The organism is Bacillus sp. FSL M8-0350, assembly GCF_038593345.1.
In the GTDB taxonomy this organism is placed as follows: domain Bacteria; phylum Bacillota; class Bacilli; order Bacillales; family Bacillaceae; genus Bacillus; species Bacillus safensis.
Genome location: NZ_CP151985.1, coordinates 529354 through 551511, shown reverse-complemented (window position 1 = coordinate 551511; position 22158 = coordinate 529354). Strand labels below are relative to the sequence as shown.

Below are 22158 nucleotides of genomic sequence, written 5' to 3'. Positions count from 1 at the left end.
ACCTTCTTCCTATAAAAGAATGGATACTGGATTTTCTAAATACGCTTTAACAGTTGATAAAAATTGTGATGCCGGCGCCCCGTCCAGCACGCGATGGTCAAATGTCAGACTGAGTGGCAGGATCGTCCCTTTACATAATTCATTCCCATGATATACAGGCATGTGATCCGCTTTACCAACGCCAAGAATACCTGCTTCCGGCGGATTCAAAATCGGTGTAAAATGTTCCACACCATAGGCGCCTAGGTTAGTGATTGTAAAGGTAGAGCCTTCAATTTCATCGTGGAGAAGTTTGCCTTCACGTGCTTTTTTGCCATACGATTTGATGCTCTTCGCCAGCTCAATAAGTGAAAGTTTTTCCGCGTGCTGAATAACAGGCACTGCCAGACCGTGATCTAAAGCAGCAGCGATTCCAAGATGAACATACTCAAAAGTTTCGACTCTATCATTCTGATATTGACTGTTCATTGCAGAATGCTCTAGCAGGGAAAGAACCACTGCTTTGGCTACAAAATCGGTCATGGTTAATTTCATATCGTGTCGTCCTGCGGCTGTTTCGTTCAACTCAGACTGTAATGCTGTCAGCTTTGTCACATCCGCTTTCATCGTTATTGTTAATTGTGCACTTGTTTGCAGGCTTTCCATCATTCGCGAGGCAATGGTTTTCCGCATCATGCTGACTGGCTGAGGCTTTGTTGGTTCATTGTGTTGTTTTTCTTTTTCATCAGGAAGTGCCCGAAGCACATCCGCTTTCGTGATTCTCCCATCTGGACCTGTTCCCACTAGTGTATGAATATCCAGATTAGCGCTTTGAGCAATCTTACGTGCCACAGGGGAGATTTTCTTTCTCTCTTTCTTTTGTTTTGGCGGCAGGTCTTTTTCTTTCTTTTCCTCGACCTGTTCATTTCCTTCACCGATATAGCAGATGACCGTGCCAGGCGGTACACCTTCTCCCTCAGGCACTTTTATATCCAATATGGTTCCTTCTGCAGGTGATTCGATCTCCATTTCAATTTTTTCAGAGTTGATGCTTGCAATGCTTTCCCCTTTATTTACGGTTTCTCCGACCTCTTTATTCCAGACAGATACCGTTCCTTCTTTCATTGACATGCCCAATTTCGGCATCACAACCTCGACAGCCATCTCCCTCTCTCCTTTCTTTAGTTCAAGATCTTGTCATGACTCTTTCCAACCATCTCTAATACGGTGTTCACAACCTTTTCAGGTGTCGGCAAATAGATATCTTCAAGCGGTGGTGAAAACGGAACCGGTGTATGAGGAGCCGTCACTTTTTTGATTGGAGCGTCAAGTAAATCGAATCCTTTATCCGCAACCAGAGAAGAAATATCTGCGGCAATTCCGCACCTTGGATTTGCTTCATCTACAATGACAAGCCGATTTGTTTTTTCTACTGAAGTTAGAATGGCTTCTTCATCGAGCGGCGACAAGCTTCTTGGATCAATGACCTCTGCTTCAATTCCACGTGTAGCTAATTGCTCTGCCGCTTCGAGTGCTGTATGAACTTGTTTGCCTACCGCAAAAATGGTCACATCTGAGCCTTCTCTTTTCACCTCTGCTTTACCAAGCGGCAGCGTGTAGTATCGCTCTGGAACATCTCCTGTGATATTGTAAAGCGTTTTATCTTCAAAAAAGATGACAGGGTCCTGATCCTCGATGGCTGCCAGCAGCAATCCTTTGGCATCGTATGGTGAAGAAGGCACCACTACTTTCAATCCAGGGATGCTTGTAAATAGCGCATACAAGCTTTGCGAATGCTGAGCAGCTGCTCTAAAACCCGCCCCATGTGTCGTTCTGATCGTGATCGGTACCTCTGCTTTTCCGCCAAACATGTATCGGAATTTTGCTCCTTGATTCAGCACTTGGTCCAGACAGGTGCCGATAAAATCATTAAACATGAGTTCTGCAATTGGTCTTAGCCCTGTGGAAGCTGCTGCCATGGCCGCACCTACATAGCCAGCTTCACTAATCGGTGTGTCAAGAACTCGCTCACGTCCAAACTCCTGAACGATTCCTTTCGTTACACCAAGCACACCGCCCCATGCTTCATCATCCTGTAAGTGATCGACATGAGCACCTCCAGCAACATCTTCCCCCATTAAAATGACATCCTCGTCTCTTCTCATGGCAAGTTTAATCGCTTCATTTAATGCACTAGACATGCTGATTTCTCTTGTCATTTTCCTCTCCCCCTTTGATTTATTGATACGAAACATACACGTCGGTCAATAATTCGGTCTGATCTGGATATTCACTTTCTTCACTGAATGTAACGGCTTCATCTATCGCTTCTGCTACAGCCGCTTCAATCTTTGATAGCTCCCCATTCGTCAGCAGCTGCTGCTTGATCAATTCATTTTTAAAAAGAGCGATCGCATCTCTCTCTTCTTGGTGTTCTGTTTTTTCTTGATTGGTTTTATAACGCTGGGCATCTCCTTCGAAATGGCCATAATTTCGATATGTCATGCATTCAATTAATGTCGGACCTTCTCCATTTTTTGCTCGTTCAATTGCTTGTTCTGCTGCTTGATAAACGGCCATCACATCTTTTCCATCTACTTGAATCCCAGGAATGTCATAACCGGCCGCTCGATCCACGATTGATTTGCAGCTTGAAGCATAAGAAAATGGTGTCGCTTCCCCGTACCCATTGTTTTCTGCAATGAAAATGACGGGCAGTTTCCAGATGGCCGCGAGATTGATTCCTTCGTGGAAAGTTCCTTGATTGTTTGCACCATCCCCAAAAAAGCAAACGCTTACATTTTCTGTCTTTTTATATTTAGCGGTGAGGGCTGCCCCGCACGCAAGAGGAAAGCCGCCTCCAACAATTCCGTTGGCACCGAGCATTCCTTTATCAAAATCTGCAATGTGCATGGATCCGCCTTTGCCTTTACAGAGACCTGTGGCTTTCCCATAGATTTCTGCCATCATTCCTTTTAGATCACAGCCTTTCGCTATACAGTGGCCGTGGCCCCGGTGTGTACTTGTAATACTGTCTTTTTCATTCAGATGAGCACAGACTCCTACGGCAACAGCTTCTTCGCCAGCATAAAGATGGACAAACCCCGGCAAAATTCCTTTTGTAAAAAGCGTGTGCACCCGGTCTTCAAATTGGCGGATTTCCTGCATCTTTTGATACATCCATACGGCTTTTTCTTTAGTCAATGCCATTTCCATTTAGTAAAACCTCCTATCTTTTTTGCTTGCACTTCTATACAAGCAAAAATCGTGCCAACATGACGACGCATAAACACTTAGGCTTTGACTGAATCACACCGATGAAAAAAGAGACAAAATGAGACATGCGTCTCTTTTTGTCTCAATATGTCCACACATCAATTGGAACAAAAAAAGCATCCCCTTAGTAGAGGAAATGCTTTTCACAATGAATCGGTTGTACGCAGCCACTTTAATTTCCCTTTGCAGACGCCGCATACATAACGAGAGGTATCAAACCGTCTTTTCCTTATAAAAGACCGGCCGCATCCTGTGCAAATATATTCATGGCGTTTCCCCGCACGGCGCTTATTTTGTACGTTCTTTAGCGGTGTACAAAAACGCGGGGCTCCTACTTGTTTTAATAACGCTTTAAAATCACGGTCGCGATGCTGATAGCCCTTTCCTTCAAGATGCAGATGATAATGACACAGCTCATGCTTGATGATCCCGATTAATTCTTCTCGTCCATGCTCCTCTAGGTATCGGCGGTTCAGTTCGATGTTGTGTGTACCAAGTAAATATCGCCCGCCTGTCGTTTTTAGACGGTCATTAAAAACAGCCTGATGGCGGAATGCCTTGCCAAAGAACTGCTGGGAAATGTGCTCTGTTAACTGCTGTAACTCTCTCTCGTTCAATCAAGATCGTTCCTTTCTATAAAAACCTCGAACGGGACAATTTCCCCTATGCATACATTGAAGGTACATCCACTGTTTCGATCAAAGGAGGAATGGGCGATGCCCAACTGGCTGAAAAATCAGATGCAGAAGGCATTTTATGAGAAAAATCATTATCAAATCAAATTGCTGAATCAATGCTGGTACTTCTATAGAAAAAAACATTCAGTCACATCAAGGCACACCCCATCCTAAGGTGCGCCTCGTTTTTTTGTTACTCTGGTTTCAGCATGGAGAGGGCAACGCGGCCTTTTGCCTGGTCAACGGAGTCCACCCATACGGTCACAATGTCACCAACTGATACAACGTCAAGCGGATGCTTCACAAAACGATTGCTTAGCTTGGAAATATGCACAAGCCCATCCTGCTTTACACCAATATCAACGAATGCACCGAAGTCTACAACGTTTCTCACCGTTCCTTGCAGCTCCATTCCTTGCTTCAAGTCCTCCAATTTCAACACATCTGTTTTGAGCAGCGGTTTTGGCACTTCATCCCGCGGATCACGCTCAGGTCTTGTCAGCTGATCAATGATATCTTGAAGTGTAATTGTCCCAATGTCCAGCTGCTGGGCTGCTTCGTCCAGTTTCACTTCAGCAATTTTCTCCTTTAACTGCTCTGTGCCAAGATCGTCTGGCGTCATGTTGATCATGCGTAAAAACTGTTTTGTTTCTTTATAGCTCTCAGGGTGAATACCTGTACGATCAAGCGGGTCTTGTCCATCTGTAATGCGAAGGAAACCAATACACTGCTCATATGTCTTAGCACCGAGCCTTGGGATATCTTTCAATTCTTTTCTGCTTGTGAATCTCCCAATCTCTTCGCGGCGCTTGATGATATTCCCTGCGACGGCTTTTGAAAGGCCTGATACATATTGCAGCAGCGCCTGTGAGGCGGTATTGACGTTTACACCAACTTGATTGACGACTGTTTCTACCACAAAGGTTAACGAGCTGTTTAATTGCTTCTGGCTGACATCATGCTGGTATTGGCCCACACCGACAGACTTCGGATCAATTTTCACGAGCTCTGCTAAAGGATCTTGTAATCTTCTAGCGATTGAGATGGCGCTTCGCTCTTCGACTTGCAGATCTGGAAACTCTTCTCGTGCCAGCGCTGATGCGGAGTAAACACTTGCTCCAGCTTCATTCACAATCAAATAAGAAACCGGCTGATCCAGCTCTTGAATCAAGTCTGCAATGAATTGTTCTGTCTCTCTTGAGGCTGTTCCGTTTCCAATCGCAATGACTTCGATGTTTGATGATTGAATGATCTCTTTGACTTTTTGTTTCGCTTCCGCTTTTTTCTGCACGGGCGGATGCGGGTAAATGACGCCAATATGATGGACTTTGCCTGTATCATCCACGACAGCTAATTTACAGCCTGTCCGAAATGCGGGGTCGACTCCAAGTACACGCTTCCCTTTCATCGGCGGCTGAAGCAGCAGTTTTCTTAAGTTTTCAGCAAAAATATGAATCGCTTGTTCCTCTGCTTTTTCTGTCAGCTCTTTTCGTATTTCTCGTTCGATGGAAGGCTGAATGAGACGTTTATATGCATCATCGATTGCCGCTTCAATAAACGGTCTCGCCGTCGTCTGTTTGCCTTTTAGAACTTGTTTGTCGAGATAGAAGCGAATATTTTCAGCAGGTGGTTCGATGGCTGCCTTTAAAATGCCCTCTTTCTCCCCGCGGTTGACCGCTAGTATACGGTGCGGGACAATCTTTTTGATTGGCTCTTGATAATCGTAATACATTTCATAGACGTTTTTCTCATCGCTTTCGACGTCTTTTCCTGATGTGACCAGACTACCCTTTTGGTACGTTTCACTGCGAATCCATTTTCGCATATCAGGATCATCTGCAAGCTGTTCAGCAATGATGTGCTGCGCACCCTCAAGTGCCTCTTCTACATTTGCCACTTCTTTTTCTTCGTTAATAAAAGCAGCTGCTTTCTTCTCGATCTGATCGCTTGGCAGCGTGAGTAAATATTCTGCCAGCGGCTCCAGCCCTTTTGCTTTGGCTACATTCGCCTTTGTTTTGCGCTTTTGTTTGAATGGCCGGTATAAATCTTCGACCTCTTGCAGTTTATGCGCTTGTTCAATTTTCTGTTTTAATTCATCAGTCAGTTTGTCTTGTTCAGCAATTAAACGAATGACTTCTTCTTTTCGGTTCATGACATTTTGGATATATGTATAGCGCTCTGAAATGGTTTGAATTTGCACCTCATCCAGTGAGCCTGTCTGCTCTTTCCGATAACGGGCAATAAACGGGACGGTGTTGCCATCCTCTAAAAGCTTGATCACACTTTCAATTTGTTTTGTTGAAAGCTTTAATTCTGTCGCAATTTGTTTCAATAAAAAGTCAGATGTCTTCATACTTTGCATCCTCTCACTGTGTCTTCTCTTTTAGTGTATCAAAAAAACCGGCAAAACAGAAAAAAGGTCAGCTATTTTACGTGAGCTGACCAAGTACATAGGTGAGATCGTCCTTTTTGTCTTGTGTGTATGTTTCAAGCTGTTTGGCGATGTCTTCAACTGAATGTCCATGCTTTAAACACATGCGCATGTTTGGCACATTCAGTCCGTCTGAATACATAATGAATATCGATCCTTTTTCGTAGGAATAGGTGTATGTTTTATATTTTCTAGGTTTCCCTGATAAGTATCCTGATGTCGGAAGTGGATAAATATAGTCGCCAGAAGGTGCATTCAAGATAAACCGAATATTACCAACCGAACAATAGGTAAATTGCTGCTGGGAAAAATTCACCTTTAATATGGCCACAGTGGCCCCGCGTTTATTTTTCATAGCCTGATTGCATCTGTCGATGAGGGCCGCCACATCCTCATGTCCATATTCTTCGACAATTTCGCTGACTAAAGAAGATGATTCATTGGCGTACTGGCCGCTGCCCAATCCGTCTGCTACAGCACAAATTAGTTCTTCATCATCTGCTTTAATAAAAAAACTGTCCCCGCAGCATGCTTTTCCTTCTTTATTCGATTGATAAATAATGGCGTTTACATGCTCATGCTGTTCAATCTGCTTCATTACCCTAGCTCCATAGACGCATCTTCTGATAATGCATCTCGCAGTTTTTTCACTGCCTTTCGCTGCAGTCTCGATACATGCATTTGGGATATACCAAGCAAATCGCCTGTCTCTTTCTGACTCTTATTTTGCAAGTAAGTCAGATTGATAATCTCTTTTTCTCTATCCGACAGCACATGAAGCACACTCTCAAGCATCATTTTTTGATTCACACGTTCGTAGCCCTCTTCCTGTGAGCCGACAACGTCTAAAATCGTCACAGTACTTCCTTCAGAATCAGCCTCTACGCCTTGGTCAACAGACAGTGCTTGATAGCTTTTGCCCATCTCCATGGTTTCAAGTACTTCTTCTTCTGTTACATCTAGGTACTCTGCAATTTCTTGGACTTTAGGTGATTTCTGTGTCTCTGTTGTCAAATGATCAACTGCCATTTTGATTCTTGGTCCAAGCTCTTTAATCCGCCTTGGTACATGGACACTCCATGTCTTATCTCGTAAAAAGCGTTTGATTTCCCCGATGATGGTTGGAATAGCAAAGGCTTCAAATGATTTACCGACGAGCGGGTCGTATCGTTTAATAGCGCCAAGTAAACCTATCATTCCAACTTGTCTAAGGTCCTCATGAAAGCTTTTTCCTTTAGAATATTTTTTCGCCAGCATATCAACCAAGTTTGTATAGCATTCGACCAGCGTGAGCTGCGCCTGCTCGTCTTGATTGGTTTGATAGCTTTGGATGAGGCGGTCTACTTCATCTTTAGTTAGTTTCATAGTTTTGGATGGTTGTGTCATGGTCAACTCGCTCCCTGTTTAAAAACTTTGTCATCGCCACGGTAACTCCGGAGTTTGCTTGCACCTCGACTTCATCCATCAATGTTTGCATTAAGTATAAACCAAGACCTCCTTCTGCCAATTGATCCACCGTATGAGCAGATGTGTACGGTCCGAGGTCTTCCTGTTTTTGCTTAAAGTCAAAGCTACCGCCTTTGTCAGCGACAATGATTTCTAGACGATCCTCGTAAACAAGAAAGCGAACAGCCACCTCTCCATCTTCGCCGTCTTCACCTTTGTAGGCATGCTGAACTGCATTTGTACAGGCCTCACTGACGGCAATTTTTAAGTCCTCAATCTCTTCATAGGCATAGCCCATCCGGCTCGCTACGCCTGACAGAGTCAAGCGAATGATGCCTACATATTCTGGTTTTGCCGGTATTTTCATCTCGATTAGATCTACTGATTCGTTCATTGTACCCCACCCTCTGACTTTGCAGAAATGTCAATGATGTCCTTTAATCCAGTGATTTCAAACAACCTTACAAGCCGTTCTGACAAGTTCTCAAGCTTTAATGTGCCACCTGCTTTTTGAGCAGCTTTAAACAGCCCAACGAATACACCTAAACCTGTACTATCCATATACGTAACATCCTTTAGACAGATTTCAAGATGCTCTCCCGCCTCAGCTTTAGGCATGAGCGTTTCTCTTAGCTCAGGAGCGGAGTACACATCAATTTCTCCGCTGACACTGATTTTCGTTTTTTGATCTATTTGATGCTCTTTTACAGACATATTCATTATGCATTCACCTCGAAATTCTTGTTTCCTAAAGTTTTATATACCCGCATGTTCACTTTCTAAACCTTTCTTTTGAGAACAAGTAAAGTAAAGTCATCGTGCAGCTGAAAATCCTGCAGTTTGAGTAAGCTGGCGTAGATGGCATCCACCATTTCTTGAGCTGAGTAGGATAGGTGCTCAGATATGAGTGTTTTGATGTCCTCCCGCTCTAAGAAACCATCCTCTGACTTGGATTCTGTGACCCCATCAGAGAATAAGATCACCATGTCTCCTGCGTCCAAATGCTTCTCGTACTGTCTGTAGTCAAAGTCTGGTGCGATCCCAAGGACAAGCCCTTTTGCATCTAAATCGTAAAATGTGTTCTCTTTTTTGCAATAGAAAAAGCCCGGCTCATGACCAGCCGATGCGTATTTAAACTCATGCGTTTCTTTATTATAGCTGCCATAGAACATCGTGATAAACATACTTGGGTCTACGTTTTGCTCGACTACACGATTCAGGGTTTTCAGCACCTTTGTTGGGCCGCTCCCTGACTCTGGCAAGGAATCCATCGCATATTTAATCATCGACATACAGAGCGCAGCCGGGATTCCCTTTCCAATGACATCTGCGATCGCGATATTGATTGTATCGTGATCCGTTACAAAGTGGTAATAATCTCCACTCATCTGTTTTGCCGGTACACTAATTGCACCAATATCAAAGGTATCTCCTTCTGGAATTTTCGTTTCCAGAAGGGTTTGCTGAACATTTGCAGCAATTTCGATTTCAGATTTTATTTCTTGCTGGATGCCTCTGAGTGTTAAATGTTCTTGGTAGGCAAGTCCGTACCCAATCATGACTTCAATTAAGAAGTCTAGTGAATGAAAAACATCTTCCGGCAAATCAGGGTAAAGCTCCTGAATCACTTTTCGGTGAACACTCACTATTTCTTCAGGAGGTATTTGATGCTCAATGGTTTTACGGCTAAATTTTTGAGCTTGATAAAGCGATGTTTCAGTTAAATCACTGATATAACGACTGAGCAGCTGATGGTACCGCTGCTCCATTACCTCCTTAAAATCCATGGTTTCCCTCCTAGCGAAGCCACTTAACAGCTTGTATCTCCGTTCCTTGTTCTGGTGCAGAATCTAATTTAAATTCATCCATCAGTCGTCTGACGCCCGGAAGACCTGCTCCGAGTCCGCCTGATGTTGAAAATCCGTCTTCCATTACTTTACGTATATCCATGATACCCGGCCCCTCATCGGCTGCGATGACTTTGAGTCCACGCTTTCCGCGCTCCATCACTTCTTCTATACAAATCTGACCTTTACCAGCGTATAAATAGATGTTTCGAGCTAATTCTGAAATGGCCGTCGTAATTCTTGCTTGGTCAACTGTTCCAAATCCAAGTTCTTTTGCAACATTGCGCCCCAATTGTCTTGCTGCGACTATGTCCCATTCCGTCAATATTCTTACACAGGATTGGTCTTTCATATCTATTCCCCCAATTCCCGCTTCAGTGTCTCAAGCCCTTGTTCAAGATCTAGTGCTGTCTGAATTTCTTCAAGCGATATTCCAAGTTCAATCAGCGTCACAGCGACTGCCGGCTGTATTCCTGTTAATACAACTTTCGCCCCCATGAGCTTGGACATCGTGATCACATCACCTAATACCTTTGCAATAAAGGAATCAATCATATCAACGGATGTGAGGTCAATGACAACACCGTTTGCTCCTGTTTCATGAATTTTATTCAGCAAGTCTTCTTGAAAGTGGAGAGCTGTTTGATCATCAAGCTCCCACTGTATCGAAATCAGAAGACAGTTATATAGTTTTAAGATTGGAATCTTCGGGTGATTTCTCACTGGGTTATCCCTCCAATGAAACAATTTTTCGATTTGTCATTTCCAAAGCAGTTTGAATTCCTTTTTGAAGGGTATTCTTTGTTGTAACTTGAGATAAATCAATTCCAAGGTTCACAATGGTTTGGGCTATTTCTGGACGAATACCGACAAGCAAGCACTTCGCACCTACTAATCTCACAGCCTCTGATGCTTGAATGATATGATGCGCTACCATTGTGTCAACGACAGGTACACCCGTAATATCAATTAAGACGACTTGTGAGCGATGTTTGACGACACCGTTGAGCAGATTCTCCATAATTTTTTTGGCACGTTCTGTGTCAATTGTTCCAACAAGCGGCATGACGGTAATGTGCTCAAATACTGGGATCAGCGGGGCAGAAAGTTCCTGCAGCGCGATTTTTTGAAGGTTGACTGTTTTCTCCCATGAGATGGAATACTGGTTTAAGATCTCGTTATGAATAGGTGTGATGAATCGATCAATTTGCCAGATGAGGTCATGACTTTCTTCTGTTGTATCTTTGTCATCGTTCATTTTTTGATATAAATGTGAACGGATTTCTGTTAGACCATTTGCCAGTAACTTAAGTGATATACCCATTTGAACAATTTTTAAAGCAAAAGTTTGCACTTTTTCTTCAAAATCTTCAGCATACCCTTCTGAAAGAGATGTAATGATTAATTGAACATATTCCGAACAGATGGTTTCATACATATTGTCGTTCAGCATCATGTCCGTTTCTTTTTCTCCGAGTCGTCTAAAAATGTCCGTCCACTCTTTTTGTAATTCCTCTCGATGCTCTCTTGCAAAAGCTAACACGATATGATTCGACATGTTTTACCCCCTACGTACATAAACAGCACTTCTTTTTAGTCTTTCTTCATTATAACGTTAATAAAAATTGAACACAAAAAAAAGTTGCTCCCAAGAGAGCAACCAAATCTCACCATATTAAAAATCAATAAGAGCCAAACTAACTTGTAAGGCTTCATCAACCTTCTCCATCATCTCATCATCAAGATGTGTGATTTTATCTGTCAATCTTTGTTTATCGATTGTACGAATCTGCTCCAAGAGAATGACAGAATCTCGTTCAAAGCCGTAGCGCTTTGCATCAATTTCGACGTGAGTCGGTAATTTCGCTTTTTGTATTTGGGCTGTTATGGCTGCAACGATAGCAGTCGGGCTGAAGCGATTTCCAATGTCATTTTGAATCACCAATACTGGGCGAACCCCGCCCTGCTCGGAGCCAACAACAGGAGATAAATCAGCAAAGTAAACATCACCGCGTTTAACAATCAAATGTTTAACCCCCGCTGACTAATCGCTCAACTGTATTCTCAGCCTCAAATTCTGCGTATTGTGCCTCTGAAGAGATATTCAGATTAATTTTCGCCATCTCCATGTAGCCGCGTCTCATCGATTCACGATTTTGTCGAATATTGCGTTCACGAATATACGTTTTTGTCGCTCGGTAGATCAATTCATTTCTTGTTACCTTATCCTGCTCTGCTACTCGTTCGATTTCAGACATCAAAGCCTCCGGTAGTCGAATCTTCATTTCGTTTGTTGCGCTGGATTCAGACAAAAAACATACACCTCCACAAAACTTACGGATACCGTTTCGATCCATTCCAAGACTAATCATACCATTATTCAATGCGCAAGCAAAGCTGTTTTTTCATGATTTCTTATTAGAACATGAAGCGGCTGTTCACCCGTAAATCAAAGATGATAATGGAGTTCCTCTTTCACATTATACGCTTTTTTCCGAAAATCATACGGTATTTCCAAAATCTCTAAAAAAGGGAGAATGTTTACCCCTTCTTTGTAGAATAAAAAGGAACGATGTCAGTTTGACGATCGTTCCTGTGAAAGCTGTTTAGAAAAAGCTTGCCCCGCCTTGAAGAAGCGGATTCCGCACATGCACCCTTTTGCCGTCCTCTATATAAACTCTTGGGACGCGGTGGCCAATGGAGCAAGTGACTTCATAGTTAATGGTTTCAAGCCTTTTGGCAATTTCATCGACTGATACCATTTCTTCACCTTGTCCACCAATCAAAACGACTGGCTCCCCTGCCGGAAGGTTCTCTTTCAGTTCAACCATGAATTGATCCATACATATCCTTCCGGCAATCTTCCGGCGCTTACCGCCAACAAGTACTTCCGTTCCTGCCAGCTTCCGGATCCACCCGTCTGCATAGCCGACTGGTACCGTACCGATCCATGTATCTTGATTAGCTGTATACGTCGCCCCATAGCTGACACTCTCACCCTTTTGAATGAGCTTCACATGGGCGAGTTTTGTATGAAGAGACATGGCTTCTTCCAGCTTGAAAGGAAGTTCATCTTTGATTTCCTCTGATGGTGACAGCCCGTACATACTGATGCCGAAGCGAACCATATTAAACAACACTTCTTTAAACCTCAAACCTGCTGCACTATTGGCACAATGAACGAGCAGCTTTTCCGTATGAAGCGGCTGAAGCAGGGTTTGAAAGGTGTCGACTTGCCGCTCAAAATAGTTCTCATCCTTTTCATCTGCTGTCGCAAAGTGAGTAAATACACCTTCCAGCTGTAAATAAGAATGCTCGCTGACAAGCTTCTTTACTTCATTCACTTCCTCTAACGTTTTCACACCTAAACGGTTCATTCCGCTGTCTATTTTTAAATGAAAACGAATGGGTTGTCCCATCTGCCCTTTCATCATATCGACGACTTCCCTCAGCCAGCTGGTGGAGTAAGCGGTCATGACCACATTGTATCGAACGGCGGTTTTGACATACTCCGGCGGCACAGCGCCGAGTACAAGAATCGGTGCTTTAATGCCTTGATTTCTTAAAGAAATGGCCTCATCTAAAAAGGCTACAGCTAACAAGTCTGCACCTGCTTTGAGGGCAGCTCTTGCCACTTCTATATCTCCATGTCCATATGCATTGGCTTTCACAACAGCCATCAATTGAACATTTTGACCGATATGATCTTTCATATGTGAAACATTGTGCTTGATTGCTGTTAAATTAATTTCTGCCCATGTGTCTCTATAAAAGGCATTTGTGTCCATCAGTCACACTTCCCTATTGAATGATTCAATCCCCTCATATGATACTAAAAATCAAGAATAATGTGAAACAAATCAAAGAAAATCAGCCCTTGCACAGGGCTGATATGTTGTTTTTTAAGGCTCTCGCCTATTTAGCTGACTGGCCTTCTACACTCTTTGCAACCATCAACAGCTCTTCCTTCGATAGATCACTTGAGGAAATTAAATAGTCAACTCCGTCAGATGTCCATGAGAGGGATTGATCTGTCAGAACCCCTACTGTCATGCCAAGATCGACCGGCTCGCCGTTCATCGTGACAGGCGTAGATGCTTCAGCTACTCTCGCTTTTTCCTGGATGAGTGTGAAGGATTTCTTGCCGCCGTAAGTAATCACATAACGCTTCCCAGCATCTGTCGTCATTTCTTTTTCTTCCATCTTCTTCACGCCTTCTGGCATATCAACTGGTGTTTTCACCGCAAAGCTGTCAGATGGGTCTGCACTTGTGGCAACATCCATTTGAGAGAGTGTCATGTTTTTCTTCTCATCAAATGCATCTTTGTCAAAGGATTTATTGAATTCAAAGTGAGAGAATTCCACTTTCACCATTGGCTTTTTGTCGCTATCCAGCACTTTCACACTGGCAGGCGCCATTGTTTTCTTATGAAAGGTAATCTCTTGGGTAGGCAGCATTTGGTTGTGCTGATAATTGGTCTTCGTTTCGAACACATACTTTGACTCTTTCGCTTTGAACTGAGCTGCACTGTCATTTTTAATGTCCTTCACAAGTGATTCGAATAAATAGACCTGACTGCTATTATTCGGCCAATCACTATGGAAACGGAAGCTCTTGTTCAATGAAGGTGTCAGCACAAACACACCATTGCCATTTCTTAAAATGACTTGACTCTGATCCTTTTTCGGATTTTCTAAATAGACACGGTAAAGCTCCGGCTTTTTGTACCAAATTTCTACCTGGTACTCCTGCGGGTCATTTCCTGTCTCAATGGTCATTTTTGCTTTGGCTTTGTATGATGTCATTTCCTCTGCCTTTTTGTTTAAATCTCCAACGATATCCTTCTGAGATTTTTGACCGCATGCGGAGAGAATCAGTACAAAAAGGATTCCCGTTACAAGCAAAACAAAGCTTTTTCTCACCCTTTTCAACCCCTTCGTTAATTGTGTTAAAAGGAAGAAACCGCTTGTTTGACTTTAACAGTACGCCTCAAGAGTTAACTGCGTACCGCGAACCATCAAAGCCTGTTAGCAACTCGCCCTTCCTTATCGCACTACCCAATATATGAAGGGGGGACAAACAATATGCAGACTAGCTTGACAACCTTTCAATTAAAACTTGTGCAGCAGCATATTCCTTTGTATGGGTTATCGACACATGGACCTGATCTCCCTCTGCTTTCTCGCTTTTGATGAAGGGTTTCCCCTTATCGTCTTTTTGAATGTCTATGTCATGAAAGCTTAAATGCTCACCGATTCCCGTTCCGTATGCTTTAGCGAAGGCTTCCTTTGCCGCAAAGCGTCCTGCCAAAAATTCCAGCTGTCTTTTTTCACTGAGTGTAAGAAAGACGTCCTGTTCACTTAAAGTCAAAATTCGTTCCGGTAAACGGGGCTGTCTGCTGAGCACCCGCGAAAGACGGTCGATCTCTACAATATCAATGCCTATTCCTTTGATCATGAGGTACCTCCTATGATACTCGTACTAATTTGAGTGTTCGCTTCATAAACGTGTTACTATAAACTTACCATTATCTAGTCAAAAGGGGTTTGTTATGTTTATTCGAACGGAGAGCTTTCAACAATTTATTAGATCGTATCCAATCGTAACAGCGATCCTTGCTTTACAAATCGGCCTGTGGCTTATTTTTGCGGTTCCTATCCCTATTATACAGCTTGGACAGGATCATCTCGTCGGTTTCAATTATGGTGTAGCAGCTGGGGAATGGTGGCGTCTCGTCACACCTATTTTTCTGCACGGGAGTCTCACGCATATTTTATTCAATTCCATGTCCCTTTTCTTGTTCGCCCCAGCGCTTGAACATTTGCTTGGGAAGGTTCGATTTCTAATCATTTATCTCGGTGCAGGATTCATTGGCAATCTCGGAACCTATTGGGTGGAGCCTTTAGAGTATGTACATGTTGGCGCTTCCGGTGCGATCTTCGGTTTGTTTGGGGTTTATCTATACCTTGTCCTGTTTAAACCGCACATGATGGACCGCGGGAATTCACAAGTGATTTTAACGATTCTTGCTGTTTCTGTCATCATGACGTTCGTCAATTCGAACATCAATATCATGGCTCACTTATTTGGATTGATCGGCGGTATGATTCTAGCACCGATTACGCTGCTTTTCCATTCGAAAAAAAGACGCTATTAATCTCATAAAAAATGTCGATCACTCCTCAAGCAGGAGCTGATCGACATTTTTCGTTTAAGACGATTGATTTTTTTCATACGAATACCAATCAAATACACGTGCCGCATCTTCTTCCTCAAGGTGATGCACACCAAAGGAATCAAGCAGCGCAGAGGATTTCACAAAGGTGTGAATACTGGCGACCCGACCTTTCTTTTGGAAAAAAGATTGCGTCATCGTATAGTTTTGCATTCGTTTTCTCAAGACAATGCCAGTGGTCTTGCCAATGCCTCTTGATGTCATTTGAATCAATGAATCTTTGATTGTATATCCTGATTGTTTATAAGCTAAATAGCCAAAGAATAGAGCAAGCGGTAACGGAATGAGTCCCAAATATCCCCATGGCGGAAAGCGTACCGACAGGATGATACCTACAAGTAACGGCACAAAGCCATATGAGATCAGGTAGCGCTTGAGCGAACGTTTTGGCACTTTTTTCAGCTCTGTTTCTGGTGCTACATGATAATGATCGGTGAATTGTGAAAGCAATTCATTTATTTTTTTCTTCCGAATGAGCGGAAATAAGACGGAAGAGGTTTCTTTCTCTGTAATCGAACCTCCTGCACTAACAAGCATCACCGTCGCAAAACCAAAAGGCTCACGGATCATATTCTCTTTGATTTTCACTGCTTGAATTCTCGCAAGTGGAATGGTCATTTGATGTCTCTCGATGAGCCCTCTTGTAATGATGATGTCATTCCCTTTTCGTTTTGCAGCAAAATTCGCATACTGAAGTGCTGTTACCCCAACACTCAAGATCCATGCGATCAATACGGCAAGAAATATCAAAATCGCATAGATTTCAATGCTCGCATGGCTTAAAAAAGAGAACTGCTTGAAGAACCCGTCCAAAGGGAGAATTTCATCTATTTGCGTGTAGATGGCGAGACACCCTGAGATAATGACACCGATACCGCTTGAAGTGGTCGCAGCCAAAAGCAATTCTGGCACACCCATACGATAGGAGACATTGATTTCTTCCTGCACAGGTTTTTGCGCAGTCAAATGGCCATTAAGATCACCTGCTTCATCCGTCATTTCTTCTTCCTGCAAGCTTTTCTTCCGGTTGAAAATCGACTTTTTTAATTGTTCCGCTTCTGCTTTTGTAATCGCGGTCAGGCTCACTTCTGGACCATCCGTTCCGCCTGCCGTTTCGATTTGGACCCGTACTAAACCGAAAATTCGCTGGAAAATACCTTCACTTGTATTGACCGTTTGAATACGTTCTAACGAGATATATTTTTTCTTTTTCGTGATTACACCCGATTCCACGCGAAATTCATCGTCTTCCATCCGGTAGGTAAATCGTCTCCATTCTAAAATGGTAAAAACAGCTTTCCATAAAAGCAGCACACCGAGAATGATAAATGCATAAAAACGAATGCTCGAATTCGAGTTCACAAAAATCAGCACGAAAAAAGGGATAATGAAGTTTTTGATCATGGATACAGCATCTGATATAAAATCAATGAACATCGAGATGGGATGTACACGTTTTGGTTCAGACATCATCTTCTGTCACCCTTGCTAAACGAGATATGTAATCACGAAGCTCATCTGCCTCTTCTAATTCTAGCGCCGGTATATCATGAACTGTGGCAGCAGTCGAAATTTGAACAGAGGCCAAACGGTAGCGCCTTAAAAGCGGTCCTTGAGATGTATCAACATGCTGAACACGAACCATTGGCACAATTACACGTGTGACGCGAATGAGTCCATGCTGTATTTCAATTTCATTTTCGAATACTTCGTAGCGCCAGATGTGGTGGCGGATTTTTGGTATGAGCCAAATGCCAAAAATGACCTGTAAGACCCATAAACCAGAAAGGATCGCTCCAATCCAATATGGCCATTGAAAATAGTAGCTGGCAACAAATACCCCAATGATGATGAGTAAGAAAATCAATGAGATAATTCCATTTTGAAGACGCCATACCTTTAAACCATTTAAACTAATTTGACGTTGCGGCTGTTTTCTCACATTCTTCCCCCATTCTCTTACTTTTCTATCAATATATTACGTAACAAAGCCTAAAAAGTTTCAATTTCAGCCTGTTAAAAAAAGCGAACCCTGCAAAGGATTCGCTCTTGTATGTTAGTTGTTATAAGATTTCTTTTGACGACGATCGTTAGAAGAACGATTGCGGTCATTTGAAGAACGCTTTTTATCACCATAAGATGAACGGGTGTTCTTGCCTTTTCCACGGTAGCCTCCGCCACCGCCGCCGTCTCTGCGTTTAGAAGAACTGCGGTTGTTACGATGACGTTTAGAAATCATCGGTGCTTCATCTGTTAAACGAACAGGCGTTGCATCCGGCTCTTTTGTCATCATTTTGATCGCAGCTGCAACCACTGTCACAGAATCATGATCTTCCAACAATTCAGCAGCAGCTGTCATATAGAAGTTCAAGTTGTTTTCACTGATGATCGTGCGTAGACGGTCAACTGTTACTTGCTGTTGTCCTTCAATCGCCTCATCTAGTGTAGGTTCTTTCATACGATCCATTTTACGTTTAGTCGTTTGCTCAATCGCACGAAGCATATCTTTTTCACGTGGTGTGATGAATGTCATCGCCATACCTGTACGTCCAGCACGTCCTGTACGTCCAATACGGTGCACGTAGCTTTCTGGATCTTGCGGTACGTCAAAGTTATACACGTGTGTGACGCCTGAGATATCAAGTCCACGTGCTGCAACGTCTGTTGCGACAAGCACATCGATTGAACCCTCTTTGAATTTACGAAGCGCAACCATACGTTTTGCTTGAGTCAGGTCACCATGAATTCCTTCAGCTGTATAACCTCTAAGGTTAAGTGCTTCAGTCAATTCGTCCACACGGCGTTTCGTACGGCCGAAGACAATTGAAAGCTCCGGTGATTGAATGTCAAGAAGACGAGTCAATGTATCAAACTTTTTACGTTCGTGAATATCCAAATAGAACTGTTGGATGTTAGATACAGTCATTTCTTTCGCTTTTACTTTTACGTGTTCTGGGTTTGTCATGAAACGCTCTGCAATGCGCTTAATTGGTGCAGGCATTGTCGCAGAGAATAAAAGTGTTTGGTGTTCACTTGGTACATTTGAAAGGATCGCTTCAATGTCTTCGATGAAACCCATGTTTAGCATTTCGTCTGCTTCATCTAGCACAACTGTTTCAACGTTTTGAAGACGCATTGTACGACGGTTAATGTGATCGAGTAAACGTCCTGGAGTCCCTACGATGATATGAGGATTTTTCTTGAGCGAACGGATTTGACGGCCGATATCTTGTCCACCGTAAATAGGAAGTACGCGTGCACGCTTGTCTTGGCCGATTTTATATAGCTCTTCAGATACTTGAATCGCTAATTCTCTTGTTGGCGCAATGATAATCGCTTGGATATTTGGAGACGCTGGGTCGATTTTTTCTACAAGAGGAATACCAAATGCTGCAGTTTTTCCTGTTCCTGTTTGTGCTTGTCCGATGACATCTTTATTTTGAAGACCGAGAGGAATCGTTTCTGCTTGAATCGGTGTTGCTTCTTCGAATCCCATGCGGTTAATAGCCTTCATGAGACTTTCGCTTAATTGAAAATCTTGAAACGTTATAGTCAATTTATTCAAACTCCTTCTAATTGCTGTTTCAGTAATCTCGTGAATGATCATTAAAAACTGCCCTTTTCTGAAAGGACAGGTCCATTATATACAAAGCCCGAATTACCCTACCTTATATCTTACCATTACACTATTTGTTTTTCAACAAGACAGAAATGGATATATCTACTGCTCTACAATGACAGATTCACCTTCACTTTGATCTCCGTCCATCCATTTCCACTTTTCAAACAGTTGAATTTTTCCGTTATCCAGCTGCTTAGGAGTGGACTCGCAAGCCCCGCTTCTCATGCTGCCGTCCTTGCTTACATGGTGGTATCTAAAATGAAGTGTTCCATCCTCATTCACAGTTCCTACAAGTACGCCAGATACAATACTGCCGCCTTGATATGTGCCCGTTAATATATTTCCGTCCTGACGATATTGAAATATGGTTCCTGCTGATACTTCTCCGTTACTCGAATTAGACTGCGGGATAAAGGTTTTTCCGTCATATTGAAACAACCGAATCAACCACCTTTTCTTTCCTATTGTACCATAGGCCTGTCACACATTCGACAAAAATGATGCAAATTTTAACAAGTGGGATTCAATTTATATTAGTTTAGCCACAATTTAGCTTTTCTATATATTAAATTGCTTTTTTTAGAAAATGTTCTACTTTCTCAAACAATTGCTGGGCACATGGCTCATGACAAACATGATGTTTACAATCGGGCAAATAAAACATTTCTTTCTGGCGAGACGGGACCTTATGATAAATAAATTCTGCACTTGAAGCAGGCACAATCCCGTCGCTTTCCCCTTGAACAATTAACACAGGCAGATGAAGCTTCTCAAGCGAATTCTTCGTTTGCTTTACCAGCTTCATAAATTCTATCGCAGCTGACAGCGGCGTGCTTGTGAGCTTATGGCGATATCGATCATATAAAGGGTTTGTATCAATGATCCCTGACAGGGACTCCTTTACCATCTGCCTTGTGTCTTGCATCATTTGTTTTGGGTTCACATATTTGGCCGCAGCACTTAAAAGAACGAGACGGGCAACTGGGTACTTCGCTGCTAAGTAAGAAGCAATCATTCCGCCCATAGAAAAGCCGACCAAATACACGGTGTCACAAGTTCGATAAAGGGATAGAAGTTCGAGTTCAGCTGTCGCTATCCATTCTTGATAAAGAATGCCTTTTAACTGAAGCTCATCCCCATGCCCCGGAAGCGTGACAGACTGCACATTCCAATCTGCCGCCTGTTTTAAATACTGCGCCAGCGGTTCTACTTCATAAGGGGCACCCGTAAAACCGTGGATACATAAACAGCCAATCATTCTGTCACCTTCTCACTTTTATAGTGCAGTAATGACTTCTTCCAATCTCATTCCGCGTGAGGCTTTGACAAGCACAACATCGTCAGGCCCTGCCACTTCAGCTAGTTTTTTCTTTAGGTCCTCTTTGTTCATAAAGGAGAACACGTGCTCAGCCCCGAATGATTTTTTCGCTCCTTCAGCAATGAATGCACCTAGACGGCCATACGTCATGACATGATCAATAAATTCTGGCTTGATGTAACGGCCTAATTCATAATGATACGTTTCTTCTTCGCTGCCCATTTCGAGCATGTCTCCAAGTACAAGAATACGATTGGCGAAGCCGTCCATATCCCCCACAAGATCAATGGCTGCTTTCATAGAAGTAGGACTTGCATTATACGCATCATTAATGACAGTGATTCCTTTATCTGTTTTAAACAGCTCAAGACGCATCCCCGTCAACTTCGTTTGCATCAGTCCCTGGGCTATTTGTCTTTCATTCAGCCCAAAATGTTGGCCAATAGCAATAGCAGCAAGCGCATTCTTCACATTATGTTTCCCTAATACAGGAATGAGAAAACCTTGGGCATACCCTTCGACCTGAAATTCTGTTCCTTCTGCAAGCTGGTTGATGTGCGTTACCTTGATATCACAGTCCTCTGCTTCTCCAAAGGTTTTTACACGCTGAGAGAGTGAACTTGCTCTTTCGCGAAGCAAAGGCTCATCACCTAAGTAATAAAAGATGCCGTCTTCTTTTAATCCTTTTACGATCTCACATTTTGCATCAGCAATGGCTTCTCTTGATCCTAAATCTTGCATATGTGATTCCCCGATATTTGTGATGACTGCCGCATCAGGCTCAGCCAGATCTGATAAAAATTCGATTTCGCCTTTTGCACTCATGCCCATCTCCAAAACCGCAATATCGGTTCCTTCAGGCATTGCAAGAATGGTGAGCGGAAGACCGATATGATTATTAAAGTTACCGTCTGTTTTATGAACTTGATACGCTGTTTGCAAGACGGAATGAATCATATCTTTCGTTGTGGTTTTCCCATTACTTCCTGTAATACCGACAACACGAGGATTTTCTTCTTTTAAGTATGATTTTGCCAGCTGTTGAAGCGCAGTTAGTGTATCCTCTACAAGAATTACTGGAACGCCTTCTGGCGGATTGGCTTCTTTTTGATTCCAAAGAACAGCTGATGCTCCAAGCTCCACTGCTTTCGAAGCAAATGTGTGACCGTTAAAATGTTCTCCGATAAGCGGGATAAACAGGGCGCCGTTTGATACTTTTCGTGTATCTGTTGTCACTCCGTGAATCTGTTCTTCGCCAAAAGCTTGATTAGATAGGGTTCCACCAGCCATTTGGGCGATTTGTTTCACTGTACGTTTGATCATGAT

Annotated in this window: 26 protein-coding genes; 2 read left to right on the top strand and 24 right to left on the bottom strand. The window is 42.9% G+C overall.

The genetic code is table 11. From position 1 onward, the window contains the following. Nucleotides 1-9: 9 nt before the first annotated feature. The 4 genes from NSS80_RS02660 to NSS80_RS02645 all read right to left on the bottom strand — a co-directional run bounded on the left by NSS80_RS02660 (nt 10) and on the right by NSS80_RS02645 (nt 3872). Nucleotides 10-1143 (bottom strand): dihydrolipoamide acetyltransferase family protein, encoded by a 1134-nt coding sequence (locus NSS80_RS02660; RefSeq protein ID WP_342498402.1) that lies wholly within the window; start codon nt 1141-1143, stop codon nt 10-12. Between the two features lie 17 nt (nt 1144-1160). Beyond that, nucleotides 1161-2198 carry an alpha-ketoacid dehydrogenase subunit beta gene (locus NSS80_RS02655; protein WP_041116766.1) on the bottom strand — a complete coding sequence of 346 codons (1038 nt, stop codon included), beginning with the start codon at nt 2196-2198 and terminating at the stop codon, nt 1161-1163. 19 nt (nt 2199-2217) lie between these two features. Beyond that, a complete protein-coding gene (locus NSS80_RS02650) occupies nt 2218-3195 on the bottom strand; it encodes a thiamine pyrophosphate-dependent dehydrogenase E1 component subunit alpha (protein WP_041116764.1) in 978 nt (325 codons plus the stop codon). Nucleotides 3196-3398: 203 nt separating this feature from the next. Further along, on the bottom strand, nt 3399-3872 hold the full coding sequence (locus NSS80_RS02645; RefSeq protein ID WP_041116763.1) for a SprT family protein: 474 nt from the start codon (nt 3870-3872) through the stop codon (nt 3399-3401). Nucleotides 3873-3971: 99 nt separating this feature from the next. Between NSS80_RS02645 and cmpA the strand changes: the two genes are divergently transcribed. Beyond that, nucleotides 3972-4106 carry a cortex morphogenetic protein CmpA gene (cmpA, locus tag NSS80_RS02640; RefSeq protein WP_008346893.1) on the top strand — a complete coding sequence of 45 codons (135 nt, stop codon included), beginning with the start codon at nt 3972-3974 and terminating at the stop codon, nt 4104-4106. A 19-nt stretch (nt 4107-4125) separates the two neighbouring features. Here the strand turns inward: cmpA and NSS80_RS02635 are convergent, their stop codons facing one another. From NSS80_RS02635 to acpS, 14 genes are all read right to left on the bottom strand, one after another. Further along, nucleotides 4126-6285, bottom strand: a complete 2160-nt coding sequence (locus tag NSS80_RS02635) for a Tex family protein (protein WP_248351562.1) — start codon at nt 6283-6285, stop codon at nt 4126-4128. 76 nt (nt 6286-6361) lie between these two features. After that, a complete protein-coding gene (locus tag NSS80_RS02630) occupies nt 6362-6961 on the bottom strand; it encodes a PP2C family serine/threonine-protein phosphatase (RefSeq protein ID WP_024427379.1) in 600 nt (199 codons plus the stop codon). Further along, nucleotides 6961-7749 carry an RNA polymerase sigma factor SigB gene (sigB, locus tag NSS80_RS02625; RefSeq protein WP_024427378.1) on the bottom strand — a complete coding sequence of 263 codons (789 nt, stop codon included), beginning with the start codon at nt 7747-7749 and terminating at the stop codon, nt 6961-6963. Before sigB ends, NSS80_RS02630 begins: the two co-directional genes overlap by 1 nt. Next, nucleotides 7715-8203, bottom strand: a complete 489-nt coding sequence (gene rsbW / locus NSS80_RS02620; protein ID WP_024425393.1) for an anti-sigma B factor RsbW — start codon at nt 8201-8203, stop codon at nt 7715-7717. The genes sigB and rsbW overlap by 35 nt, the downstream gene beginning before the upstream one ends. Beyond that, complete coding sequence (locus tag NSS80_RS02615) at nt 8200-8529, bottom strand: anti-sigma factor antagonist (RefSeq protein WP_024425392.1); 330 nt, start codon at nt 8527-8529, stop codon at nt 8200-8202. Before NSS80_RS02615 ends, rsbW begins: the two co-directional genes overlap by 4 nt. A 59-nt stretch (nt 8530-8588) precedes the next feature. Beyond that, the gene (locus NSS80_RS02610; protein ID WP_024425391.1) at nt 8589-9596 is read right to left on the bottom strand and encodes a PP2C family protein-serine/threonine phosphatase; all 1008 of its coding nucleotides are present in this window, start codon (nt 9594-9596) and stop codon (nt 8589-8591) included. A gap of 10 nt (nt 9597-9606) precedes the next feature. Beyond that, entirely contained in the window at nt 9607-10008 is a 402-nt protein-coding gene (locus NSS80_RS02605) for an anti-sigma regulatory factor (protein WP_024427376.1), read from the bottom strand. Nucleotides 10009-10010: 2 nt separating this feature from the next. Beyond that, nucleotides 10011-10379 carry an RsbT antagonist protein RsbS gene (rsbS, locus tag NSS80_RS02600; RefSeq protein WP_003214235.1) on the bottom strand — a complete coding sequence of 123 codons (369 nt, stop codon included), beginning with the start codon at nt 10377-10379 and terminating at the stop codon, nt 10011-10013. Nucleotides 10380-10383: 4 nt separating this feature from the next. Beyond that, entirely contained in the window at nt 10384-11214 is an 831-nt protein-coding gene (locus NSS80_RS02595) for an RsbT co-antagonist protein RsbRA (protein ID WP_098677664.1), read from the bottom strand. Nucleotides 11215-11331: 117 nt separating this feature from the next. After that, nucleotides 11332-11682 (bottom strand): type II toxin-antitoxin system endoribonuclease NdoA, encoded by a 351-nt coding sequence (gene ndoA, locus NSS80_RS02590; protein WP_024425388.1) that lies wholly within the window; start codon nt 11680-11682, stop codon nt 11332-11334. Between the two features lie 4 nt (nt 11683-11686). Then, the gene (locus NSS80_RS02585; RefSeq protein WP_003214273.1) at nt 11687-11968 is read right to left on the bottom strand and encodes a hypothetical protein; all 282 of its coding nucleotides are present in this window, start codon (nt 11966-11968) and stop codon (nt 11687-11689) included. Nucleotides 11969-12262: 294 nt separating this feature from the next. Beyond that, nucleotides 12263-13444, bottom strand: coding sequence for an alanine racemase (gene alr / locus NSS80_RS02580; protein ID WP_034283949.1), 1182 nt, complete (start codon nt 13442-13444; stop codon nt 12263-12265). Between the two features lie 127 nt (nt 13445-13571). Continuing rightward, complete coding sequence (locus NSS80_RS02575) at nt 13572-14588, bottom strand: outer membrane lipoprotein-sorting protein (protein WP_098677666.1); 1017 nt, start codon at nt 14586-14588, stop codon at nt 13572-13574. Nucleotides 14589-14748: 160 nt separating this feature from the next. Next, a complete protein-coding gene (gene acpS, locus NSS80_RS02570) occupies nt 14749-15114 on the bottom strand; it encodes a holo-ACP synthase (protein WP_061110630.1) in 366 nt (121 codons plus the stop codon). A 94-nt stretch (nt 15115-15208) separates the two neighbouring features. On the opposite strand from acpS, the gene NSS80_RS02565 reads away from it, so the two are divergent. Beyond that, on the top strand, nt 15209-15814 hold the full coding sequence (locus NSS80_RS02565) for a rhomboid family intramembrane serine protease (protein ID WP_041116754.1): 606 nt from the start codon (nt 15209-15211) through the stop codon (nt 15812-15814). A gap of 54 nt (nt 15815-15868) precedes the next feature. Here the strand turns inward: NSS80_RS02565 and NSS80_RS02560 are convergent, their stop codons facing one another. The 6 genes from NSS80_RS02560 to murF form a co-directional block, all read right to left on the bottom strand. Continuing rightward, nucleotides 15869-17365 carry a PH domain-containing protein gene (locus NSS80_RS02560; RefSeq protein WP_041116752.1) on the bottom strand — a complete coding sequence of 499 codons (1497 nt, stop codon included), beginning with the start codon at nt 17363-17365 and terminating at the stop codon, nt 15869-15871. After that, entirely contained in the window at nt 17355-17834 is a 480-nt protein-coding gene (locus tag NSS80_RS02555) for a PH domain-containing protein (protein WP_024425383.1), read from the bottom strand. Before NSS80_RS02555 ends, NSS80_RS02560 begins: the two co-directional genes overlap by 11 nt. A gap of 114 nt (nt 17835-17948) precedes the next feature. After that, complete coding sequence (locus NSS80_RS02550; protein ID WP_034283956.1) at nt 17949-19448, bottom strand: DEAD/DEAH box helicase; 1500 nt, start codon at nt 19446-19448, stop codon at nt 17949-17951. Between the two features lie 165 nt (nt 19449-19613). Next, a complete protein-coding gene (locus tag NSS80_RS02545; protein WP_081124015.1) occupies nt 19614-19952 on the bottom strand; it encodes a n-acetylglutamate synthase in 339 nt (112 codons plus the stop codon). 127 nt (nt 19953-20079) lie between these two features. Further along, nucleotides 20080-20772, bottom strand: coding sequence for an alpha/beta fold hydrolase (locus NSS80_RS02540; RefSeq protein WP_041089194.1), 693 nt, complete (start codon nt 20770-20772; stop codon nt 20080-20082). Nucleotides 20773-20790: 18 nt separating this feature from the next. Then, nucleotides 20791-22155 (bottom strand): UDP-N-acetylmuramoyl-tripeptide--D-alanyl-D-alanine ligase, encoded by a 1365-nt coding sequence (gene murF / locus NSS80_RS02535; protein WP_317222187.1) that lies wholly within the window; start codon nt 22153-22155, stop codon nt 20791-20793. Nucleotides 22156-22158 lie beyond the last annotated feature (3 nt).